This is a genomic window from Nitrincola sp. A-D6, assembly GCF_000764495.1.
Taxonomy (GTDB): Bacteria; Pseudomonadota; Gammaproteobacteria; order Pseudomonadales; family Balneatricaceae; genus Nitrincola.
Genome location: NZ_JRLB01000010.1, coordinates 74,771 through 90,596, shown reverse-complemented (window position 1 = coordinate 90,596; position 15,826 = coordinate 74,771). Strand labels below are relative to the sequence as shown.

19 protein-coding genes and 2 pseudogenes are annotated in these 15,826 nt (G+C 49.5%); 12 read left to right on the top strand and 9 right to left on the bottom strand.

What is annotated here, in order from left to right; translation table 11 throughout:
* The first annotated feature begins 69 nt into the window (after window positions 1-69).
* Both LH51_RS02890 and LH51_RS22055 read left to right on the top strand, forming a co-directional pair.
* Entirely contained in the window at window positions 70-747 is a 678-nt protein-coding gene (locus LH51_RS02890; RefSeq protein WP_235263470.1) for a hypothetical protein, read from the top strand.
* Entirely contained in the window at window positions 669-1,061 is a 393-nt protein-coding gene (locus LH51_RS22055) for a hypothetical protein (protein ID WP_235263468.1), read from the top strand. Before LH51_RS02890 ends, LH51_RS22055 begins: the two co-directional genes overlap by 79 nt.
* 3 nt (window positions 1,062-1,064) lie before the next feature.
* Here the strand turns inward: LH51_RS22055 and LH51_RS02885 are convergent, their stop codons facing one another.
* Entirely contained in the window at window positions 1,065-1,766 is a 702-nt protein-coding gene (locus LH51_RS02885; protein WP_036519586.1) for a hypothetical protein, read from the bottom strand.
* A gap of 113 nt (window positions 1,767-1,879) precedes the next feature.
* On the opposite strand from LH51_RS02885, the gene LH51_RS22050 reads away from it, so the two are divergent.
* Complete coding sequence (locus LH51_RS22050; protein ID WP_235263466.1) at window positions 1,880-2,290, top strand: pyridoxine/pyridoxamine 5'-phosphate oxidase; 411 nt, start codon at window positions 1,880-1,882, stop codon at window positions 2,288-2,290.
* Complete coding sequence (locus tag LH51_RS22045) at window positions 2,194-2,532, top strand: pyridoxal 5'-phosphate synthase (protein ID WP_235263465.1); 339 nt, start codon at window positions 2,194-2,196, stop codon at window positions 2,530-2,532. Before LH51_RS22050 ends, LH51_RS22045 begins: the two co-directional genes overlap by 97 nt.
* 45 nt (window positions 2,533-2,577) lie before the next feature.
* Here LH51_RS22045 and LH51_RS02875 read toward each other — a convergent pair whose 3' ends face one another.
* Together LH51_RS02875 and LH51_RS02870 are read right to left on the bottom strand one after the other, a co-directional pair.
* Window positions 2,578-2,838, bottom strand: coding sequence for a hypothetical protein (locus LH51_RS02875; RefSeq protein WP_036519584.1), 261 nt, complete (start codon window positions 2,836-2,838; stop codon window positions 2,578-2,580).
* 395 nt (window positions 2,839-3,233) lie between these two features.
* Window positions 3,234-3,434, bottom strand: a complete 201-nt coding sequence (locus tag LH51_RS02870) for a hypothetical protein (protein ID WP_036519582.1) — start codon at window positions 3,432-3,434, stop codon at window positions 3,234-3,236.
* Between the two features lie 197 nt (window positions 3,435-3,631).
* Between LH51_RS02870 and LH51_RS23370 the strand changes: the two genes are divergently transcribed.
* Window positions 3,632-3,763: a hypothetical protein gene (locus tag LH51_RS23370; RefSeq protein WP_268746518.1), complete on the top strand. Its 132-nt coding sequence runs from the start codon at window positions 3,632-3,634 to the stop codon at window positions 3,761-3,763.
* Window positions 3,764-3,956: 193 nt separating this feature from the next.
* On the opposite strand, the pseudogene LH51_RS02865 reads toward LH51_RS23370, so the two are convergent.
* From LH51_RS02865 to LH51_RS02855, 3 genes and pseudogenes are all read right to left on the bottom strand, one after another.
* Window positions 3,957-6,793 (bottom strand): annotated as a pseudogene (locus LH51_RS02865) (valine--tRNA ligase).
* A 122-nt stretch (window positions 6,794-6,915) separates the two neighbouring features.
* Entirely contained in the window at window positions 6,916-7,344 is a 429-nt protein-coding gene (locus LH51_RS02860; RefSeq protein WP_036519579.1) for a DNA polymerase III subunit chi, read from the bottom strand.
* Window positions 7,344-8,859: pseudogene (locus LH51_RS02855) on the bottom strand (leucyl aminopeptidase). Before LH51_RS02855 ends, LH51_RS02860 begins: the two are co-directional and overlap by 1 nt.
* A 97-nt stretch (window positions 8,860-8,956) precedes the next feature.
* Here LH51_RS02855 and lptF point away from each other — a divergent pair.
* On the top strand, window positions 8,957-10,063 hold the full coding sequence (gene lptF / locus LH51_RS02850; protein ID WP_036519577.1) for an LPS export ABC transporter permease LptF: 1,107 nt from the start codon (window positions 8,957-8,959) through the stop codon (window positions 10,061-10,063).
* On the top strand, window positions 10,060-11,118 hold the full coding sequence (gene lptG, locus LH51_RS02845; RefSeq protein WP_036519574.1) for an LPS export ABC transporter permease LptG: 1,059 nt from the start codon (window positions 10,060-10,062) through the stop codon (window positions 11,116-11,118). The genes lptF and lptG overlap by 4 nt, the downstream gene beginning before the upstream one ends.
* Window positions 11,119-11,130: 12 nt before the next feature.
* Here the strand turns inward: lptG and LH51_RS02840 are convergent, their stop codons facing one another.
* From LH51_RS02840 to gloA, 3 genes are all read right to left on the bottom strand, one after another.
* Window positions 11,131-11,595 (bottom strand): RDD family protein, encoded by a 465-nt coding sequence (locus LH51_RS02840; protein ID WP_036519573.1) that lies wholly within the window; start codon window positions 11,593-11,595, stop codon window positions 11,131-11,133.
* 85 nt (window positions 11,596-11,680) lie between these two features.
* On the bottom strand, window positions 11,681-12,481 hold the full coding sequence (locus LH51_RS02835; protein ID WP_036519570.1) for a tetratricopeptide repeat protein: 801 nt from the start codon (window positions 12,479-12,481) through the stop codon (window positions 11,681-11,683).
* Between the two features lie 180 nt (window positions 12,482-12,661).
* Window positions 12,662-13,054 carry a lactoylglutathione lyase gene (gene gloA / locus LH51_RS02830; protein ID WP_036519568.1) on the bottom strand — a complete coding sequence of 131 codons (393 nt, stop codon included), beginning with the start codon at window positions 13,052-13,054 and terminating at the stop codon, window positions 12,662-12,664.
* Between the two features lie 139 nt (window positions 13,055-13,193).
* Here gloA and LH51_RS02825 point away from each other — a divergent pair, with 139 nt between their 5' ends.
* The 5 genes from LH51_RS02825 (at window position 13,194) to prfB (ending at window position 15,809) form a co-directional block, all read left to right on the top strand.
* Entirely contained in the window at window positions 13,194-13,523 is a 330-nt protein-coding gene (locus LH51_RS02825) for a phasin family protein (RefSeq protein ID WP_036519565.1), read from the top strand.
* Window positions 13,524-13,746: 223 nt separating this feature from the next.
* Window positions 13,747-14,049 (top strand): flavodoxin domain-containing protein, encoded by a 303-nt coding sequence (locus LH51_RS02820; protein WP_235263462.1) that lies wholly within the window; start codon window positions 13,747-13,749, stop codon window positions 14,047-14,049.
* A gap of 79 nt (window positions 14,050-14,128) precedes the next feature.
* Complete coding sequence (locus tag LH51_RS23365; protein ID WP_036519563.1) at window positions 14,129-14,338, top strand: cytochrome c; 210 nt, start codon at window positions 14,129-14,131, stop codon at window positions 14,336-14,338.
* A 5-nt stretch (window positions 14,339-14,343) separates the two neighbouring features.
* Complete coding sequence (locus LH51_RS02810) at window positions 14,344-14,565, top strand: c-type cytochrome (RefSeq protein ID WP_052063384.1); 222 nt, start codon at window positions 14,344-14,346, stop codon at window positions 14,563-14,565.
* A gap of 149 nt (window positions 14,566-14,714) precedes the next feature.
* Window positions 14,715-15,809 carry a peptide chain release factor 2 gene (gene prfB / locus LH51_RS02805; protein ID WP_036519561.1) on the top strand — a complete coding sequence of 365 codons (1,095 nt, stop codon included), beginning with the start codon at window positions 14,715-14,717 and terminating at the stop codon, window positions 15,807-15,809.
* The last annotated feature ends 17 nt before the right edge of the window (window positions 15,810-15,826 follow it).

The following is a 15,826-nucleotide window of genomic DNA, read 5'->3' as shown; positions in this document are numbered from 1 at the left end:
AAGTTCATTTGGTTTTTACGCCCAGCTTGCTGGATAATAAAGTCTACTGACTATATAGGCGAATAGATCATGAGTGTATTGATAAGCTGGCCAGCGCCCCATCTGTGTCTGACAGAGCTGGAAAGAAAAGCCGCAAGCCGTGCCGTTGAATCGGCATTTGCATCGGCTCTGGAGAACCTCCGGGTTGATATAGGCTTTCAGGATATGGTTGAGCAGTTGTATGTGCCTATGGGAGCCTGGGTTGCTCAGCAGCAGAGTGACAAAAATAAACCGCTGGTGATTGGTATTAATGGTGCACAAGGGGCAGGCAAATCAACGCTGTTTAATCTGCTGGAGGTCACGCTGAGTGAGGGTTTGGGTTTGCGTGTCGTTGGCTTCTCCATTGATGATTTGTATAAAACCCGTGCAAAACGGTCCGAGTTAGCTGAGCAAGTGCATCCACTTTTACAAACCCGGGGTGTACCGGGTACGCATGATGTTGAGCTCGGAATCGAAATTCTTGATTCGCTGCTATATGCGAATGATGACACGGTGACACGTATCCCGGTTTTTGATAAATCCATTGATGATCGTTGTCCGGATTATGTCTGGCAGGAGTGGGTTGGACGTGCCGATATCATAGTTCTTGAAGGTTGGTGTGTGGGGCTACACCACAACCGGATGAGGCCTTGTCTGAACCAGTCAACTCGCTGGAGCGAGATGAAGACGCTGAAGGAATCTGGCGGTGTTATGCCAATGAGCAACTGAAGGGTCCATATAGCGAACTTTTTGCACGCCTGGATCTGCTGATTATGCTACAGGTACCGAGTATGCAGGCGGTGTTTGAGTGGCGATCGTTGCAGGAAAAGAAACTCGCAGACCGGGTGCAGTATATCCATGATCAGCAGCAGTCCACAGATCACCTGCGCATTATGAATGAGCAGCAGATCGTACGTTTTATTCAGCATTATGAGCGTCTGACTCGTGCCATGTTACAGCAGATGCCAGCCGAGGCTGACTTGGTATTGAAGCTGAATCAAAACCATAAAATTGAGCAGATTGTTATTAACCGTCAAAGCTGATGATCAAATTGGAAAGAGTGCCGTAGTAGCAAGGCTGAATACGGCCTTGTTGATGCTTCGGTTAGTTTTATCCGAGATAATACGAGCCATCATGTCCTGATGAGCGATCAGCTTGCCAAACAAACGCTCAAAGCTGAGGTTATGCACTCCCTCCTCACTTATCCCGTTAGTAAGAATAAAAAGTTTACCCTGATCGTTCATACGATTGCTTAAACGCCATACGATGATTTCCACATTCCTGGCACTGTCATAGAGGCGTTGCTGATCAAGGTCGTCAAGCATGAAAAACTCTTCTTTGTAACCATAAGCTCCGTGCAACATACCAGTAAGGCTGATCATCAGGGCAAAGACTCTGTCCCCGTCGAAATCCGGGTCAAACACCAATGGAAAGGCATCGATACCATAGCGATTATAGAGCTCCGGATGGCTGAAAATTCTGGGTGAATCAAAAAGCTGTTTTTCTCTCATGGCCACTGATGTACCGGCCGGGCCCTTGAGGAGTTCACGAGGGTTGCGCCGGTATAGCTTCAGCGTCAGTTCACGTAACAAGCCGGTTATCTCTTCTACATGTGCATCTGCGACCAGGTCAATATCAGATTTGGCAAGATTTTTCAGTCGGAATGGCCGGTCATTCGGCTGATGGCCAGCACAACTTGCCAGGAGTGTCAGTAGCACGGTTAGAATCACAATGTGGAGTCTTCGCAAACCTAATTCCTTACCTGTAATAGCCGATCTTAATGCAAACCCTGAGGCGGATCATATCTGCTCTATGCTGTTTTTCGTTATAGTATGCCAAGTATAACAACTGGAGAAACCCAATGAGTCAAGATACATCAGACCTTAAATCACTGAGACGCGAATATGAGGTCGGGGATCTTAATCAGGATGACCTGAGTGCGGATCCGGTCCAGCAGTTTGGCCGCTGGTTTGAGCAAGCGCTGGCGCAGTATGCGGATGAAGCAACTGCAATGACCCTGGCTACAGCCGATGCAGAGGGTATGCCTTCTGCCCGTATTGTGTTACTAAAACAATATGATAAGCAAGGCTTTACCTGGTTTACAGATTACCGTAGTGAAAAAGGACAGCAGTTGGCAATAAATCCTCAGGCTGAACTCTTGTTCTTCTGGCCGGCATGTCTCGTCAGATCAGAGTGCGTGGACAGGTACAGAAATTGCCTGCAGCAGAGGGGCAAGCCTACTTTAGTCAACGGCCAGCCGGGAGCCGTCTAAGTGCGGCTGTATCCTGTCAAAGTCATCCGGTTGCATCACGTCAAGTGTTAGAGGCGGCTATAGAGGCGCTAAAGCAACAGCATCCTGACGGTAATGTGGCCTGTCCGGAGGCCTGGGGCGGTTATCTGCTTAAACCGCAACGTTTTGAGTTCTGGCAAGGGCGTCCCAGTCGCTTGCATGACCGTTTCAGTTATCAGCTTCAGGATGATGGTAGCTGGATAATGCAGCGTCTGCAGCCCTGAATCAGTCGTTATAAATAAGGTTTCCTAACGCGGTGTTTAACCCGTTCAGGAAACCTTTTCCCGCCATTGTAACTCCCCAATCTGCACATTTAGCCAATCAAAACCTATGCGTTTTGCGACAGCGGCTGCGCCATCCAGGCTTTTGAATTCACGTTCTGTATTAGATCGCTGCAGGTTCAGTGTGATGATTTCCTGATCACGAGTGACAAATTTCAGTGTCCATCCACGTGACATGGAAATAGGTATTGCCTGACAGGACTCAAACACTCCAGCTTTAAAAAGCAGTCTCACTTCTTTCTCTTGCATGATCAAATCCTCTTTAAGACATATCATTTATTCTTAATGATAAGTTTATAATAAAATATGATTTATCGCAAGTAAATTTCGAATAAATTAAGGTTGCAAGATATTGAAATAAAAGGGATATTTTATTTTTCTGCTGGTATTTTTTGTTTTTGCTGTTGGCTTTTTAAGTGTTTGAAATATAAGTAATTAATCGTGTGTTGTTGCGGAGAATTTTTAGTCTTTTTTGCTATAAAAAATCGTATTTGAGTAATCAAAAATAGTATTTTGATTGTTTGTAATTTTCTTGCGATTATTTGTTCTGATGAGTGGGTAGCTGCAGGCTAAAAAGGTGTGCGGAGTGTGAGCGAAGAGGTAAGAAGGCACTACCTCGGGAAGTGCCCTGGCAGGATGGCATATTAGTCAGTTTTCTTGGCTTCCAGGCGCATTTTAAGTGCCATCTCTATAGCATCGAGTTTCTTCTGTGTTGCCTGTACCTGGGTATAGGACTCATCGAGTTCTGGTGAAAACTTGATCATATCCAGAACCTCAACCATGAAAGTTTCTTCATTCATTTTCATGACTTCGTCGGAAGTCCAGCGCTTAAAGCGGTTGGCCATGTTCTTCTCCTTTCGTGTTTGATAACTGTCTTCTTAGAGTTTAGTGGGAAGATGGTCAGGATTACCAGTGGCGCAGCGCAAATTCAACTGCTCACGAAAGGATGCTGTGGCGACCGGAACAAAAGTTGAGCTGGGTCAATATTCCCTGACAAATAAGCGGGTAATCTAGGCGCAGTTAAAAGTGATGAGGTGATGACATGTTTGGAATAGATACTCACAGTATGGAAGTACTGATCCCTAGTATGATCGGTATCATAGGTATTACAGCTGTAATGGTTTGGGCAGGATTTAAACTTCGTGCTCTGATGAACGAAGATAAAAACAAGTAAGGTTGTCGACAGTCGTAAGGTGATCTACTTGATTATCAAATTCTGTGCCCTGAAAAAAAACCTGCTGACTTAGAGTTAGCAGGTTTTTTTATGTCGGGCAGAAAATTGCTCCTGCATTTTCTGCATAGGCGCCGTCCATGGCACTATATGCCGCGGGCGCATGGATGCGCAGGAGCGGCGATGTGCAGGTGTACTAGATTGCCGCCATGGTGCTGTGTTGTTCTTCAAGGCGGGTATAGGCTGATTGCATTTCAGCCAGCTTGGCGCGTTCTTTCTCGACGACTTCCGCGGGTGCCTTACTGACAAAGCCCTGATTGGACAGCTTGCCATCCAGTCGGCTGATCTCCTTGTTGAGTTTTTCCAGCTCTTTACTCAAGCGGCTGAGTTCGGCCTCTTTATCAATGATGCCGGCCATGGGCACCAGTATTTCCATCTGGCCGACCAAGGCTGTCGCTGACATAGGCGCTTCCTGATCGCTATCCAGTAACTCAATCTGATCCAGCTTGGCCAGTTTGGTGAGTAGTGGGCGTGTTGCTGCCAGGCGGCGTTGATCTTCCGTTGAGCTATTGCGTAGCAAAACTGGAATGGCCTTGCCGGGTGACAGGTTCATTTCACCGCGAATATTACGAATAGCCAGCATTACCGCTTTCAGCCACTCAATGTCGGCATTGGCTTGAGCATCAATCTTACTGTCTTCGGCAAGCGGATAGGGTTGCAACATGATTGTTTCGCCCTGTTTTCCGGCCAGTGGTGCAATACGTTGCCAGATCTCTTCGGTAATATAGGGCATCAGCGGGTGCGCGAGACGCAGGATAGCTTCGAGTACTCTGACCAAAGTGCGGCGCGTACCGCGTAAGCGTTCAACTGGTGCGTTTTCATCCCAAAGCACGGGCTTGGACAATTCCAGATACCAGTCACAGTATTCATTCCAGACAAACTCATACAGAGTGCTGGCCACCAGGTCGAAGCGGTATTCGGCAAAGTGTTTGGCTATTTGCGCTTCTGTTTCCTGCAGGCGTGAAATAATCCAGCGATCCGGCAGGGTGAGTTCCACGCTTTCTCCCTGGATGCCGCAATCCTGTTCTTCTGTATTCATTAGCACATAGCGAGCCGCATTCCAGAGTTTGTTGCAGAAGTTGCGATAGCCTTCCATGCGCTGCATATCAAACTTGATATCACGACCGGTTGAGGCCAGTGACAGAAAGGTGAAGCGCAGTGCATCCGTACCATAGGCCGCAATACCCTCGGGGAAATGCTTGCGGGTCTGATCTTCAATTTTTTTAGCCAGTTGCGGCTGCATCATGTTGCCGGTGCGTTTGGCTACCAGTGTCTCCAGATCAATACCGTCAATCAGATCCAGCGGGTCGAGTACGTTGCCTTTGGACTTGGACATTTTCTGTCCATCCTGGTCACGTACCAGGCCATGTACATAGACTTGTTTGAAGGGGACTTCACCAGTGAACTTGAGGGTGAACATGATCATTCTGGCAACCCAGAAAAAGATAATGTCAAAACCAGTCACCAGAGCACTGCTGGGATGGAAGGTGTTCAGTTCCGGGGTGTTCTCCGGCCAGCCCAGGGTACCAAAGGTCCAGAGTCCGGAAGAGAACCAGGTATCCAGAACGTCATCGTCCTGTTTTAGTGGCAGGTCATGACTGAGTTGGTATTTTTCCCGTACTTCGGCTTCGTTGCGTGCGACGTAGACATTGCCACAGTCGTCATACCAGGCCGGTATGCGGTGTCCCCACCAGAGTTGCCTGGAGATGCACCAGTCCTGCAGATCACGCATCCAGGCAAAGTACATGTTTTCATACTGTTTGGGGACGAATTCAATGTCACCATTTTCTACCGCCGCAATGGCAGGTTTGGCCAGTTCTTCTACGGCGACAAACCACTGGTCTGTGAGCAGGGGTTCAATCACGACACCTGAACGGTCACCATAGGGTACTTTCAAGGCATGGGCATCAATTTTTTCCAGAAGACCCGCTGATTCAAATTCGCTGACAATCAGTTTGCGCGCATCAAAGCGGTCCAGACCCTGATACTGTTCCGGCAGGCGGTCATCCAGCTCGGCATTTTCACTGCTGTCGCTGTTGAAAATTTCGGCTCGTTGCAATATCGCACCATTATGATCGAGTATATTGATCATCGGTAGCTGATGACGTTTGCCAACTTCATAGTCGTTAAAGTCATGCGCCGGGGTGATTTTGACACAGCCGCTACCAAACTCGGCATCGACATAATCATCGGCAATAATCGGAATGCGTCGACCCACCAGCGGTAGTTCCACATACTGGCCGATCAGCGAGGTGTAGCGCTCGTCATTCGGGTTGATCGCGACGGCGGTATCCCCGAGCATGGTTTCGGGACGGGTGGTGGCTACGATCAGGTAGTCTTTACCGTCACTGGTTTTGACACCCTCGGCAAGTGGATAGCGGAAATGCCACAGGTGACCGCTCTGATCTTTGTTTTCCACTTCCAGATCGGAAATGGCGGTGTGCAGTTTGCAGTCCCAGTTAACCAGACGCTTGCACGATAAATCAGCTTGTCATCATACAGGCGGACAAAGACTTCCTGCACCGCTTTGTAAAAACCATCATCCATGGTAAAGCGTTCACGGCTCCAGTCCAATGAAGCACCCATGCGCCGCAGTTGGCGAGTAATAGTACCGCCGGATTCTTCTTTCCATTCCCAGATCTTATCGATAAACGCATCGCGCCCCAGATCGTGGCGGGTTTTGCCTTCTTCTGCAGCAACTTTGCGTTCAACCAGCATCTGGGTGGCAATCCCGGCATGGTCTGTACCTGCTTGCCAGAGGGTATTTTTACCCAGCATGCGCTGATGGCGGATCAGGCTGTCCATGATGGTATCCTGGAAGGCATGCCCCATATGTAAACTACCGGTGACGTTAGGCGGCGGGATCATGATGCTGTAAGCATCACCCTGACCAGAGGGTTTGAAATAACCGCTCTCTTCCCATTTATCGTACCAGGTGTTTTCAATTTCATGTGGCTGATAGGTCTTATCCATGCTCATCTCAGTAGTTAACATTCGGGACTGTAGGAAGTGACGCAAGGTGGTAATGCAGTGCTTCCGCAAAAATGCGTCATTATAACGGCTGTAGCAGACAGGTTGTAGGTTTGTCGGCTAGATTATTTACGCATATCCGTTCGGTGCATCTCGTAGCTCAGCTCACGGCATCGGCTGTAGTTTTGGCGTGAGCTTGTCAGTAGCTCTGGAGCCTGGATTACTACATCGGCAATGCGCTCAAACTCAAAAGCTGATTCCGGCAGTAAGCCAGCGGCATTGAGAAACAACTGTCGGTGCTCCGGCAGTTGATCACCATAACCCAGGCTGATGGGAGCTGCCGGAGTGCTGCCGATCAGATGATGGGGCAGGAAGCTGTCCTCCCGAAATGACCAAAGCAACCGGTCCAGGCTTTCGGCTTTGGCCTGATGGTCGGTGTGTATGTGTACCTGCAGGCCTTGCTGTAAAGCTTTCTGGCAAACCCGGCAGATGAAGACAGCGCGGCTGTCTTCATCTGCTTGAGGTAAAATATAGAAATCAGCGCGTCGTGACATCAGTGATGCGCTTCCTCATTAACCTCAGCCGCTTCGGCCTGATCAATCAGATACTGACAAAGTAAGGATACACAGCGACCGGTGGAGCCTTTGTCTTTGCCGTTGCTGTTCCAGGCAACCCCGGCGATATCCAGGTGAGCCCAAGGGTAAGCTTTGGCAAAGCGTGACAGGAAGCAAGCAGCGGTAATGGTGCCGGCTGAGCGGCCACCGATGTTGGCCATGTCTGCGAAGTTAGAGTCCAGTAGTTCCTGATACTCGTCCCATAAAGGCAGTGGCCAGACGCGATCAGAAGCAAAATCACCCGCTTGTTGCAGTGCTCCAGCCAGCTCATCATTGTTGGACAACAGCCCCGTGGCTTGATGGCCCAGTGCGATAATGCAGGCGCCTGTCAGTGTGGCTACGTCTATGACGCTGGCGGGCTTAAAGCGTTCTGCATAAGTAAGTGCGTCGCAAAGCACCAGTCGGCCCTCGCATCGGTATTCAGAATTTCGACTGTCTGGCCTGACATGGTGGTGACCACATCGCCGGGTTTGGTGGCCTGGCTGCCTGGCATATTCTCGGCGGCAGCTACGATCACAACGAGGTTGATCGGCAGTTGCATCTCGGCGGCGGCTTCGATAGTGCCAGTACGCTGGCGGCACCACACATATCAAACTTCATTTCATCCATGCCCGCGCCGGGTTTCAGGCTGATACCACCGGTATCGAAGGTAATGCCTTTGCCAACCAAAACGTGAGGAGCATCAGTGTCCTTGCCGCCCTGGTATTCGATGACAATGAGTTTGGATGGCTGGACACTGCCACGGCCTACTGACAGCAGGCTGTGCATGCCCAGTTTTTGCATTTTTTCTTCATTAAGAATTTTGACTTTCAGGCTATCAAACTCCTCACCCAGTGCTTTGGCTTTGTCAGCCAGGTAAGTAGGTGTGCAGATGTTGCCAGGCAGGTTGCCCAGTTCGCGCGCGCTACTGACACCATTGGCAATGGCGACGCCATCCAATAGGGCACTCTCGCCTAATTCAGCATCGTCTTCTTTTAGGTGAATTGCATACTGCTCCAGCGATACAGGTTCGGCTTTTTTGCTTTTGGTACTGTCGTATTGGTAAAAATCAGCCGAGGTCCATTCTGTGAACAGGCGTGTCTGTCGATAGGTATCAGGGTTATCGCTGGCCAATCCATCCAGGGCGATAGCAACAGATTTCAGTTTCAGTTTACCCAGTGTCTGGTTGATGCCTTTGACCAGCTTGCGGTAATGGCGATCTTTGCGTTCATCGGATTTGCCTAAGCCAGCGACCAGCACCCGCGCAGCAGTAATACCAGCCAGGTTGTGCAGTATCAGCAACTCACCCGCTTTACCCGTCAGGTCACCACTATTAACCAAAGCCTGGATAGCACCGCCGGTAGATTGATCAATCAGTGCGGCTGTCGGCGTCAGAACGCCCTCTGCTTCAATGCCGATAACCAGGCAATCAGTGGATAGGGTTTCCGGGGTGTCGCTGATAATTTCAAAAAACATGTTGGCTCCAGAGAAGACATTCAAAAGCGATTGATAGATAATGCCACTATAAACTATTTCCATCGTTCGAAACCATGTTCGCGACCAGGATTCTGCGTTGATCATATTCCGTTACATCACCCGTGAGGTGTTAGTCAGTACGCTAGCTGTGACGGCCGTACTGATGCTTATCATTACCAGCGCTCGCTTAATTAAATACCTGACTGATGCTGCAGCGGGGAAGTTAGAAGCAGGCGCTGTATTTTTGGTGCTGCTCTACCGCATGCCGGGTTTCCTTGAGTTGCTCTTGCCGCTGGGGCTGTTTCTGGGGATTTTGCTGGCGCTGGGCCGCTTGTGTCTTGACAGTGAAATGGTGGTTCTGCGAGCGACTGGGTTCAGTGGCAATCGTTTGTTGAGTTATGTGTTCGGGCCTGCGCTGGTCGTTTCCTTGCTGGTGCTGCTGTTGAGTGCCTGGATCTCTCCACTAGGATTGAATAAAGCAGATCAGCTATTAGCCGCCCAGGATGCGCGCAGTGAGTTGGATTTGGTAACACCCGGGCGCTTTCTGTCCCAGTCGTCTGGTCAGGTTACCTATGCTGAAGCGTTAGAAGGTGAGCAGTTGAAGCAGGTGTTTATCGCACAGCGTGGTGAAGATGGTCGTCCTAATGTACTTATTGCAGAGTCAGCTGAGCGACGTTTGTATCCGGAGGCGCACCAACGTTTTCTGGTGCTGTTGAATGGCTATCGTTTTGATGGTCGTCCTGGTGAAGCGGAAATGAGCCGGATTCGCTATAGTGAATACGGTGTGCAGTTGGATGAACCTGAGTTGGCCGCTGAAATCCGTGAAGTGGATGCCAAGCCTACGCGTATGTTAATGGCCTCAGCTGAACGGCGTGACCTTGCTGCCTTACACTGGCGTTTTTCTCTGCCAGTCTTGGTGCTTGTGGTGACCTTGTTGGCTGTTCCACTCAGTTATACCAATCCCCGGCAGGGACGTTTTGCCAAACTAATTCCATCGGTCCTTCTATACCTCGCTTACATGGCTTTGCTTACCACAGCCCGTTCTCAGGTTGAGTCGGGAGGGTCTCCGGTCATACTCTGGTTTGTGCATCTTGTGTTCATGTTTGTTGCAGGTAACTTCCTCTATTTAGGACGCTATTGGCACCGGCTGTTCAGCTACTTTGCGCCATTGAAGCGCTGGATACCAGGGAGGAAAACAGTATGAAGGTATTAGATCAGTATATCTTCAAGCAGGTTATGCAATCGGTACTGGCTGTGTTGTTGGTGGTTCTTGGATTGGATCTGCTGATCGCTTTTCTGGATCAGATGGATAACATGAATGAATATTACACCCTGGGTGGTGCTGTTCATTATGTGGCCTGGACTCTACCGCGCCGTCTCTATGAGTATATTCCGTTGGGAACACTGGTTGGGGTGATGATTGGACTGGGGGTATTAGCGTCCCAAAGCGAGTTGACGGTGATGCGGGCTGCGGGTGTTTCCACTGGTCGTATTTTGTTAACGGTATTTAAACCGGTCCTGCTGATGGCGTTGCTGGGACTGCTACTCGGGCAGTTCATTGCGCCATTCACTGAGCAGCGTGCGCAGAGCGTGCGTGCCGTCGCAATGGCGGGGGGTGGCTCCTACTCAGCAAGTGGTATCTGGCATAAAGAGGGTAATACTTTCATCTTTATCAATGCGGTAGAAAGTGGCGAAATTATTCATGGTGTTACACGCTATGAGTTTACTTCAGATCTGCAACTGCAGCGTAGTAGTTTTGCTCGGCGTGGTGTATTTGAAGACGGAGCCTGGACGCTAAACGACGTGAATGAAACGCACCTTTATGAGGCGCATACGCAAACAGCAACCCTGGCTCAAGAGCGCTGGAGCAGTGGTCTGACACCTGACTTGTTGTCGATTGTGGTGGTAGAGCCAGTGGATCTGTCCATTACCGGGCTTTGGGAGTATGCCAGTTACCTGCAGGGGCAAGGCGTCAGTGCTGACGTCTATTTGCAGGCATTCTGGGCCAAACTGTTGCTACCTGTGTCGATAGCGGCATTGGTGCTGGCGGGAATCTCGTTTGTGTTTGGGCCGCTAAGGAGTGTGCCTATAGGGCAGCGAATCGTATCGGGGGTGATTCTGGGGTTGCTGTTCAAATTTACCCAGGATCTGTTGGGTCCGGCTAGCAGTGTGTATGGTTTCCCGCCTTTATTAGCAACCTTGTTACCCATTCTGCTATGTGGCTTGGGAGGTTGGTATTTGTTGCGGCGTGCAGGTTGATTGATCAGAACCTTAGTCATCACGGGGTGTTTTGGGAAGTTGCACGATGCAGGTTTCTGAAAGCTTATCATGCCAGGCGAGCTTTTCATCACTGAATAGCACCCACAGATATCCGAGTCCGAGTGGAGCAAAGGAAATAATAGCCAGCATAAAGCGCATTAGTGCACGACTCCAGCTCAGTCGGTAACCATCCAGCGTTTGCACTCTCAGGCGCCAGGCCTGCATCCCCAATGTTTGTCCGAGACGAGTCCAAAAGAAGCCAAAGAACAGGAATGTAATGCAAAATAGTGCGCTGTTGAATAGTGGACCTTCCACAGCCTCGCCATTATTGAGCGCAACAGCCACAAAACCGGTTACCACCCAGATGGCCAGAATCAACATGAAATCATAGAGCATGGCCATTAAGCGTTTGATCAGGGAAGCGGGTCGTGTTTCCGGATAGTCAGTTCGGAAGGTTCGTTGAACCGGGCTGTTCATAGGGTGTAATCCTGATTGCGCTGATAGGTGTTTGCCAGCGACCTTGCCGACCGGACGGAAGGTCGCTTTAGTTACTAAACGTTAATTAGGGGTTGATATACTTGGCCTTATAGCGCTCGGCCAGCTGTTTCGCTGTTTCTATTTCATCGCTATTCAGTTTGAGTAACAAGCGTTCAGCTATCGGGCGTGCGGTTTGGTCACCGAGTTCGGCGGCATTGTGTAACCAGGCGTAAGCGATGATGTCGCTGCTGTAGCTGTCATCATTGCCGTGATCCGTGGCATAAAGTGTGCCAAGGAAAAATAATGCCTGAGTGTAGCCGCGATCAGCTGCTTTTCGATACCATTCTTCAGCTATTTCAAAATCCTGATCTACGCCTGTACCAAAGTTATAACTGCGGCCCAGGTTATGCCAGGCAGAAACCTCGCCTTGATCGGCTGCGCGCTGGTACCAGATGAAGGCTTCGTGCTTGTCGCGCTCGATACCCTGCCCAAACTCCAGCATTTCTCCAACCCGGTTTTGTGCTTCACTATTTCCGGCTTCTGCCAATGGTAATTGTTGATTGAGCTCTACCGCAAACGCTTTATTTTGTAATGCACGTAAGTTGGTTATGCTGTCCATGTGGCCCTGGTTGGCGCCAATGCGGTAGAGACGAGCCGCCTCTTCTTCATCAGCCTCAACGCCCCAGCCATTTTCATACATCTGTCCTAGCAGGTTGTTTGCGTCCAGGTTACCCTCTCTGGCTATGGGCTGGAGCTGCTCAAGAGCTACTGCATAGTTCTGAGATTCAATGGCACTTCTGGCATCTTCAAGTGTGTTAGCACTGGCAGACCCCATGTGCAGTGTCAGCATGAGTCCTGCTGCTGCAATGAAAGTTGATTTTTTCATTAAAACTAAACCTTTCGTCTTGACCGGGATAAATAGCAAATGGCCTTAACCAGCAGGGATAAGACCTTCTCAGAAGCAGCAAATTCCCGCCAGATTGCTGGCAGGGTGTATCGGTTTCTCTAGTTGTTGCGAATATTAGCAAAAAAATAGACTGTCAGCACTCTGGATGTTTGATCAGTGTCAGTCTTTTCTTCCGGTGCTCAGCAGTTCTACCATATAACCGTCGGGATCACGCACAAATGCGAGAATGCTGTTGCCATGTTTCATCGGACCGGCTTCTCTGACAACCTCACCGCCTTTGCTTTTGATTTGATCGCAGGCGGCATAGACATCATCCACTTCTATCGCAATGTGGCCATAACCCTCACCCAGATCGTACTGCTCAGTATCCCAGTTATACGTTAATTCCAGCGCGCTATTGCTGGCTTCGTCGCCATAGCCGACAAACGCCAGGGTAAAGCGGCCTTCCGGGTAATCTTTCTGGCGCAACAGCTGCATGCCAAGAATATCTGTGTAAAATTGTAGAGACTTGTCCAGATTGCCGACGCGTAACATGGTGTGCAGGATGCGCATGGTCAACTCCTGTTGAAGTGGTTTGTTGTAAACTGGGATCTTGGAACCTGTATGAGGTTCCTGGCCAGAATGAAAAAAATATAGAATAGCGTTAAACTGTAACACACAGAGCAAACATTTTTTGCCAAGGAGAATAACTATGTTTCAGGATATGACAAAACAAATGACAGATTCTATGGAGCCCTTCAAGGATCTGGTGAATATCCAGACACGGATGTTGGAAGACCTGACGCGTCATCAAATGGAATGCACCAAGGCATGCCTTGAGGCCACTATGCAGCAGACGGCTGAACTGCAGAAGTGTAAAACGCCGGTAGACTTGATTGAGCTGCAACAGGCTTATGCTAAAGAGTTGGAGCAAACTCTGCGAGCGGCTAATGAGCAGAACATGAAGGCACTGAGTGATGCGCGTAGCTCCATGGAGAAACTGGCGAGTAGTTCTATGAATAAGGCAACTGATAAGTCGTGATACAGGTAACAGATCAGCCCGTCGGGATTTTTTATGCCAGCACGACAGGTAATACGGAGCTGGTGGCAGAGAGAATAGCGGTGATGCTCGCTGATCGGGCCAGGTTGCATGATATTGCAACCGAGGGTTTAGCTGCTATTCCGACATACAAGCAGATAATCATGGGATCCCCACCTGGGATTTTGGTGAGCTTCAGGAGGACTGGGCTCAGCACTGGGAAGCTTTGGGGCAAATGGATCTCAGTGGAGTCAAGATTGCTCTTTTTGGATTGGGTGATCAAATAGGTTATGGCGAGTGGTTTCAGGACGCTATGGGAGCGCTTCATGATCTGTTACGTAGCGCTGGTGCGGAGATGCAGGGCTACTGGCCGGTTGAAGGTTATGACTTTGAAGCCTCAAAAGCGTTAACGGATGATGGTCAGCAGTTTGTAGGTTTGGCGCTGGACGAAGATGGTCAGTCCGGACAGACTGAAGAGCGCCTGGAAAAATGGTTGCTTGAGGTTTGCATTGCTTTTCAGGCAGAGTAAACTGAAAATTGTATATTAGTTCGTTCTTATGCTGTGACTATAAAATTTATAATCTGTTAATGAAAGAAAGGATTGAATCATGAAAAAACTTACTCTGACCTTATTAGCCACATCCATGTTGTTTGCAGCAGGTGCAGTGGTAGCTGATGCTGATAAATCCATCGAGTATCGTCAGTCGGTTTACAAAGTAGTGAAATGGCACATGGATCCCCTGGGTGGTATGGCCAAAGGAGAGTTGGCGTTCGATGCGGATGCAGCCTTGCACCATGCTCGCCAGGTAAATGCCTGAGTCATATGGCCGAGGAAGGGTTTGCTGAAGGCACTGAAGGCGGTGATGCCAAAGCGGATATCTGGTCAAACTGGGATCAGTTCAGCGGTGGTATGGAAAAGTTTCAGCAAGTGAGTGCTGAGCTGGTGTCTGCAGCCGAAGTTGGAACGCTGGAAGCGCTGCGCCCTGCCGTCGGAGAGATGGGTAAAACCTGCAAAGGTTGCCATGATAATTTCCGCGAGGACTAAGGTTGCTTACTTCTGATTAATGGAGCAGCTTTGGCTGCTCCATTTGTTTAACCCCCCCTTGCTAAACTCCGCTCAGAACATTCAATCAATCCTCGATATCAGTTAGAATACCTCTCTTTTTTGCCAATGCCGGAGTTCTAGGTTATAAAATGGAAATCAATCCGATTCTTAACAGTCTTAAAGACTTTGCTGAGCGTACCGCTACGCTGAAACGCTATCTTGATTACGATGGCAAGCGCGAGCGTCTTGAGGAAGTGGAACGCGAACTGGAGAGTCCGGATATCTGGAGTAACCCGGAGAATGCTCAACAGTTAGGTCGTGAACGCAACAGCCTCAGCACGACCGTTGCAACTCTGGATGAATTAACGGCGGGTATCGGTGATGCACGTGATCTGCTGGATCTGGCTGTTGAAGAAGATGATCAGGAAACTGTAACCGAAGTTGAAGCTGAGGTCAGTGCGCTGGGTAAGAAGCTCGATGATATGGAGTTTCGGCGGATGTTTTCCGGTGAAGCCGATGCCAATAATGCGTTTGTGGATATTCAGTCTGGGTCAGGTGGTACTGAAGCCCAGGATTGGGCCAATATCATGTTGCGCATGTATCTGCGTTGGGGTGAAGACAAAGGCTTCAAAACTGAGCTGATTGAAGTGTCCGATGGTGATGTCGCTGGTATCAAAAGTGCCACCATTCGTTTTGAGGGTGAGTATGCCTTTGGTTGGCTGCGTACCGAAACCGGAGTGCACCGTTTAGTGCGTAAGTCACCCTTCGATTCAGGTGGTCGCCGGCATACCTCCTTTGCGTCGGTGTTTGTGGCACCGGAAATAGACGACAATATCGATATAGAGATCAACCCGGCGGATCTGCGTGTCGATGTGTACCGTGCATCGGGCGCCGGTGGTCAGCATGTTAACCGGACAGAGTCGGCCGTGCGTATTACTCACGAACCCTCCGGTATCGTAGTACAAAGCCAGTCGGCGCGTTCACAACATCAGAACCGTGATGTGTGTATGAAGCAGTTGCGCTCAAAGCTCTATGAAATGGAAATGCTGAAACGCAATGCCGCTGCTCAGGAACTGGAAGATTCTAAAGCCGATATCGGTTGGGGGAGTCAGATACGTTCTTATGTGCTGGATGATCAGCGTATCAAGGATCTGCGCACCCATGTACAAACTTCCAATTGTGATCGTGTGCTGGATGGCGATCTGGATCAGTTTATTGTAGCCAGCCTGAAAGCTGGCCTCTGATTAATCGAAAACTTACA

What these genes read in the sequence shown, in the direction of transcription:
- LH51_RS02890 (WP_235263470.1), top strand. Translation starts at nt 70, where the DNA reads ATGAGTGTATTGATAAGCTGGCCAGCGCCCCATCTGTGTCTGACAGAG.
- LH51_RS22050 (WP_235263466.1), top strand. Translation starts at nt 1,880, where the DNA reads ATGAGTCAAGATACATCAGACCTTAAATCACTGAGACGCGAATATGAG.
- LH51_RS22045 (WP_235263465.1), top strand. Translation starts at nt 2,194, where the DNA reads ATGTCTCGTCAGATCAGAGTGCGTGGACAGGTACAGAAATTGCCTGCA.
- LH51_RS02875 (WP_036519584.1), bottom strand. Translation starts at nt 2,838, where the DNA reads ATGCAAGAGAAAGAAGTGAGACTGCTTTTTAAAGCTGGAGTGTTTGAG.
- LH51_RS02870 (WP_036519582.1), bottom strand. Translation starts at nt 3,434, where the DNA reads ATGGCCAACCGCTTTAAGCGCTGGACTTCCGACGAAGTCATGAAAATG.
- LH51_RS23370 (WP_268746518.1), top strand. Translation starts at nt 3,632, where the DNA reads ATGTTTGGAATAGATACTCACAGTATGGAAGTACTGATCCCTAGTATG.
- LH51_RS02860 (WP_036519579.1), bottom strand. Translation starts at nt 7,344, where the DNA reads ATGTCACGACGCGCTGATTTCTATATTTTACCTCAAGCAGATGAAGAC.
- lptG (WP_036519574.1), top strand. Translation starts at nt 10,060, where the DNA reads ATGAAGGTATTAGATCAGTATATCTTCAAGCAGGTTATGCAATCGGTA.
- LH51_RS02840 (WP_036519573.1), bottom strand. Translation starts at nt 11,595, where the DNA reads ATGAACAGCCCGGTTCAACGAACCTTCCGAACTGACTATCCGGAAACA.
- LH51_RS02835 (WP_036519570.1), bottom strand. Translation starts at nt 12,481, where the DNA reads ATGAAAAAATCAACTTTCATTGCAGCAGCAGGACTCATGCTGACACTG.
- gloA (WP_036519568.1), bottom strand. Translation starts at nt 13,054, where the DNA reads ATGCGCATCCTGCACACCATGTTACGCGTCGGCAATCTGGACAAGTCT.
- LH51_RS02825 (WP_036519565.1), top strand. Translation starts at nt 13,194, where the DNA reads ATGTTTCAGGATATGACAAAACAAATGACAGATTCTATGGAGCCCTTC.
- LH51_RS23365 (WP_036519563.1), top strand. Translation starts at nt 14,129, where the DNA reads ATGAAAAAACTTACTCTGACCTTATTAGCCACATCCATGTTGTTTGCA.
- LH51_RS02810 (WP_052063384.1), top strand. Translation starts at nt 14,344, where the DNA reads ATGGCCGAGGAAGGGTTTGCTGAAGGCACTGAAGGCGGTGATGCCAAA.
- prfB (WP_036519561.1), top strand. Translation starts at nt 14,715, where the DNA reads ATGGAAATCAATCCGATTCTTAACAGTCTTAAAGACTTTGCTGAGCGT.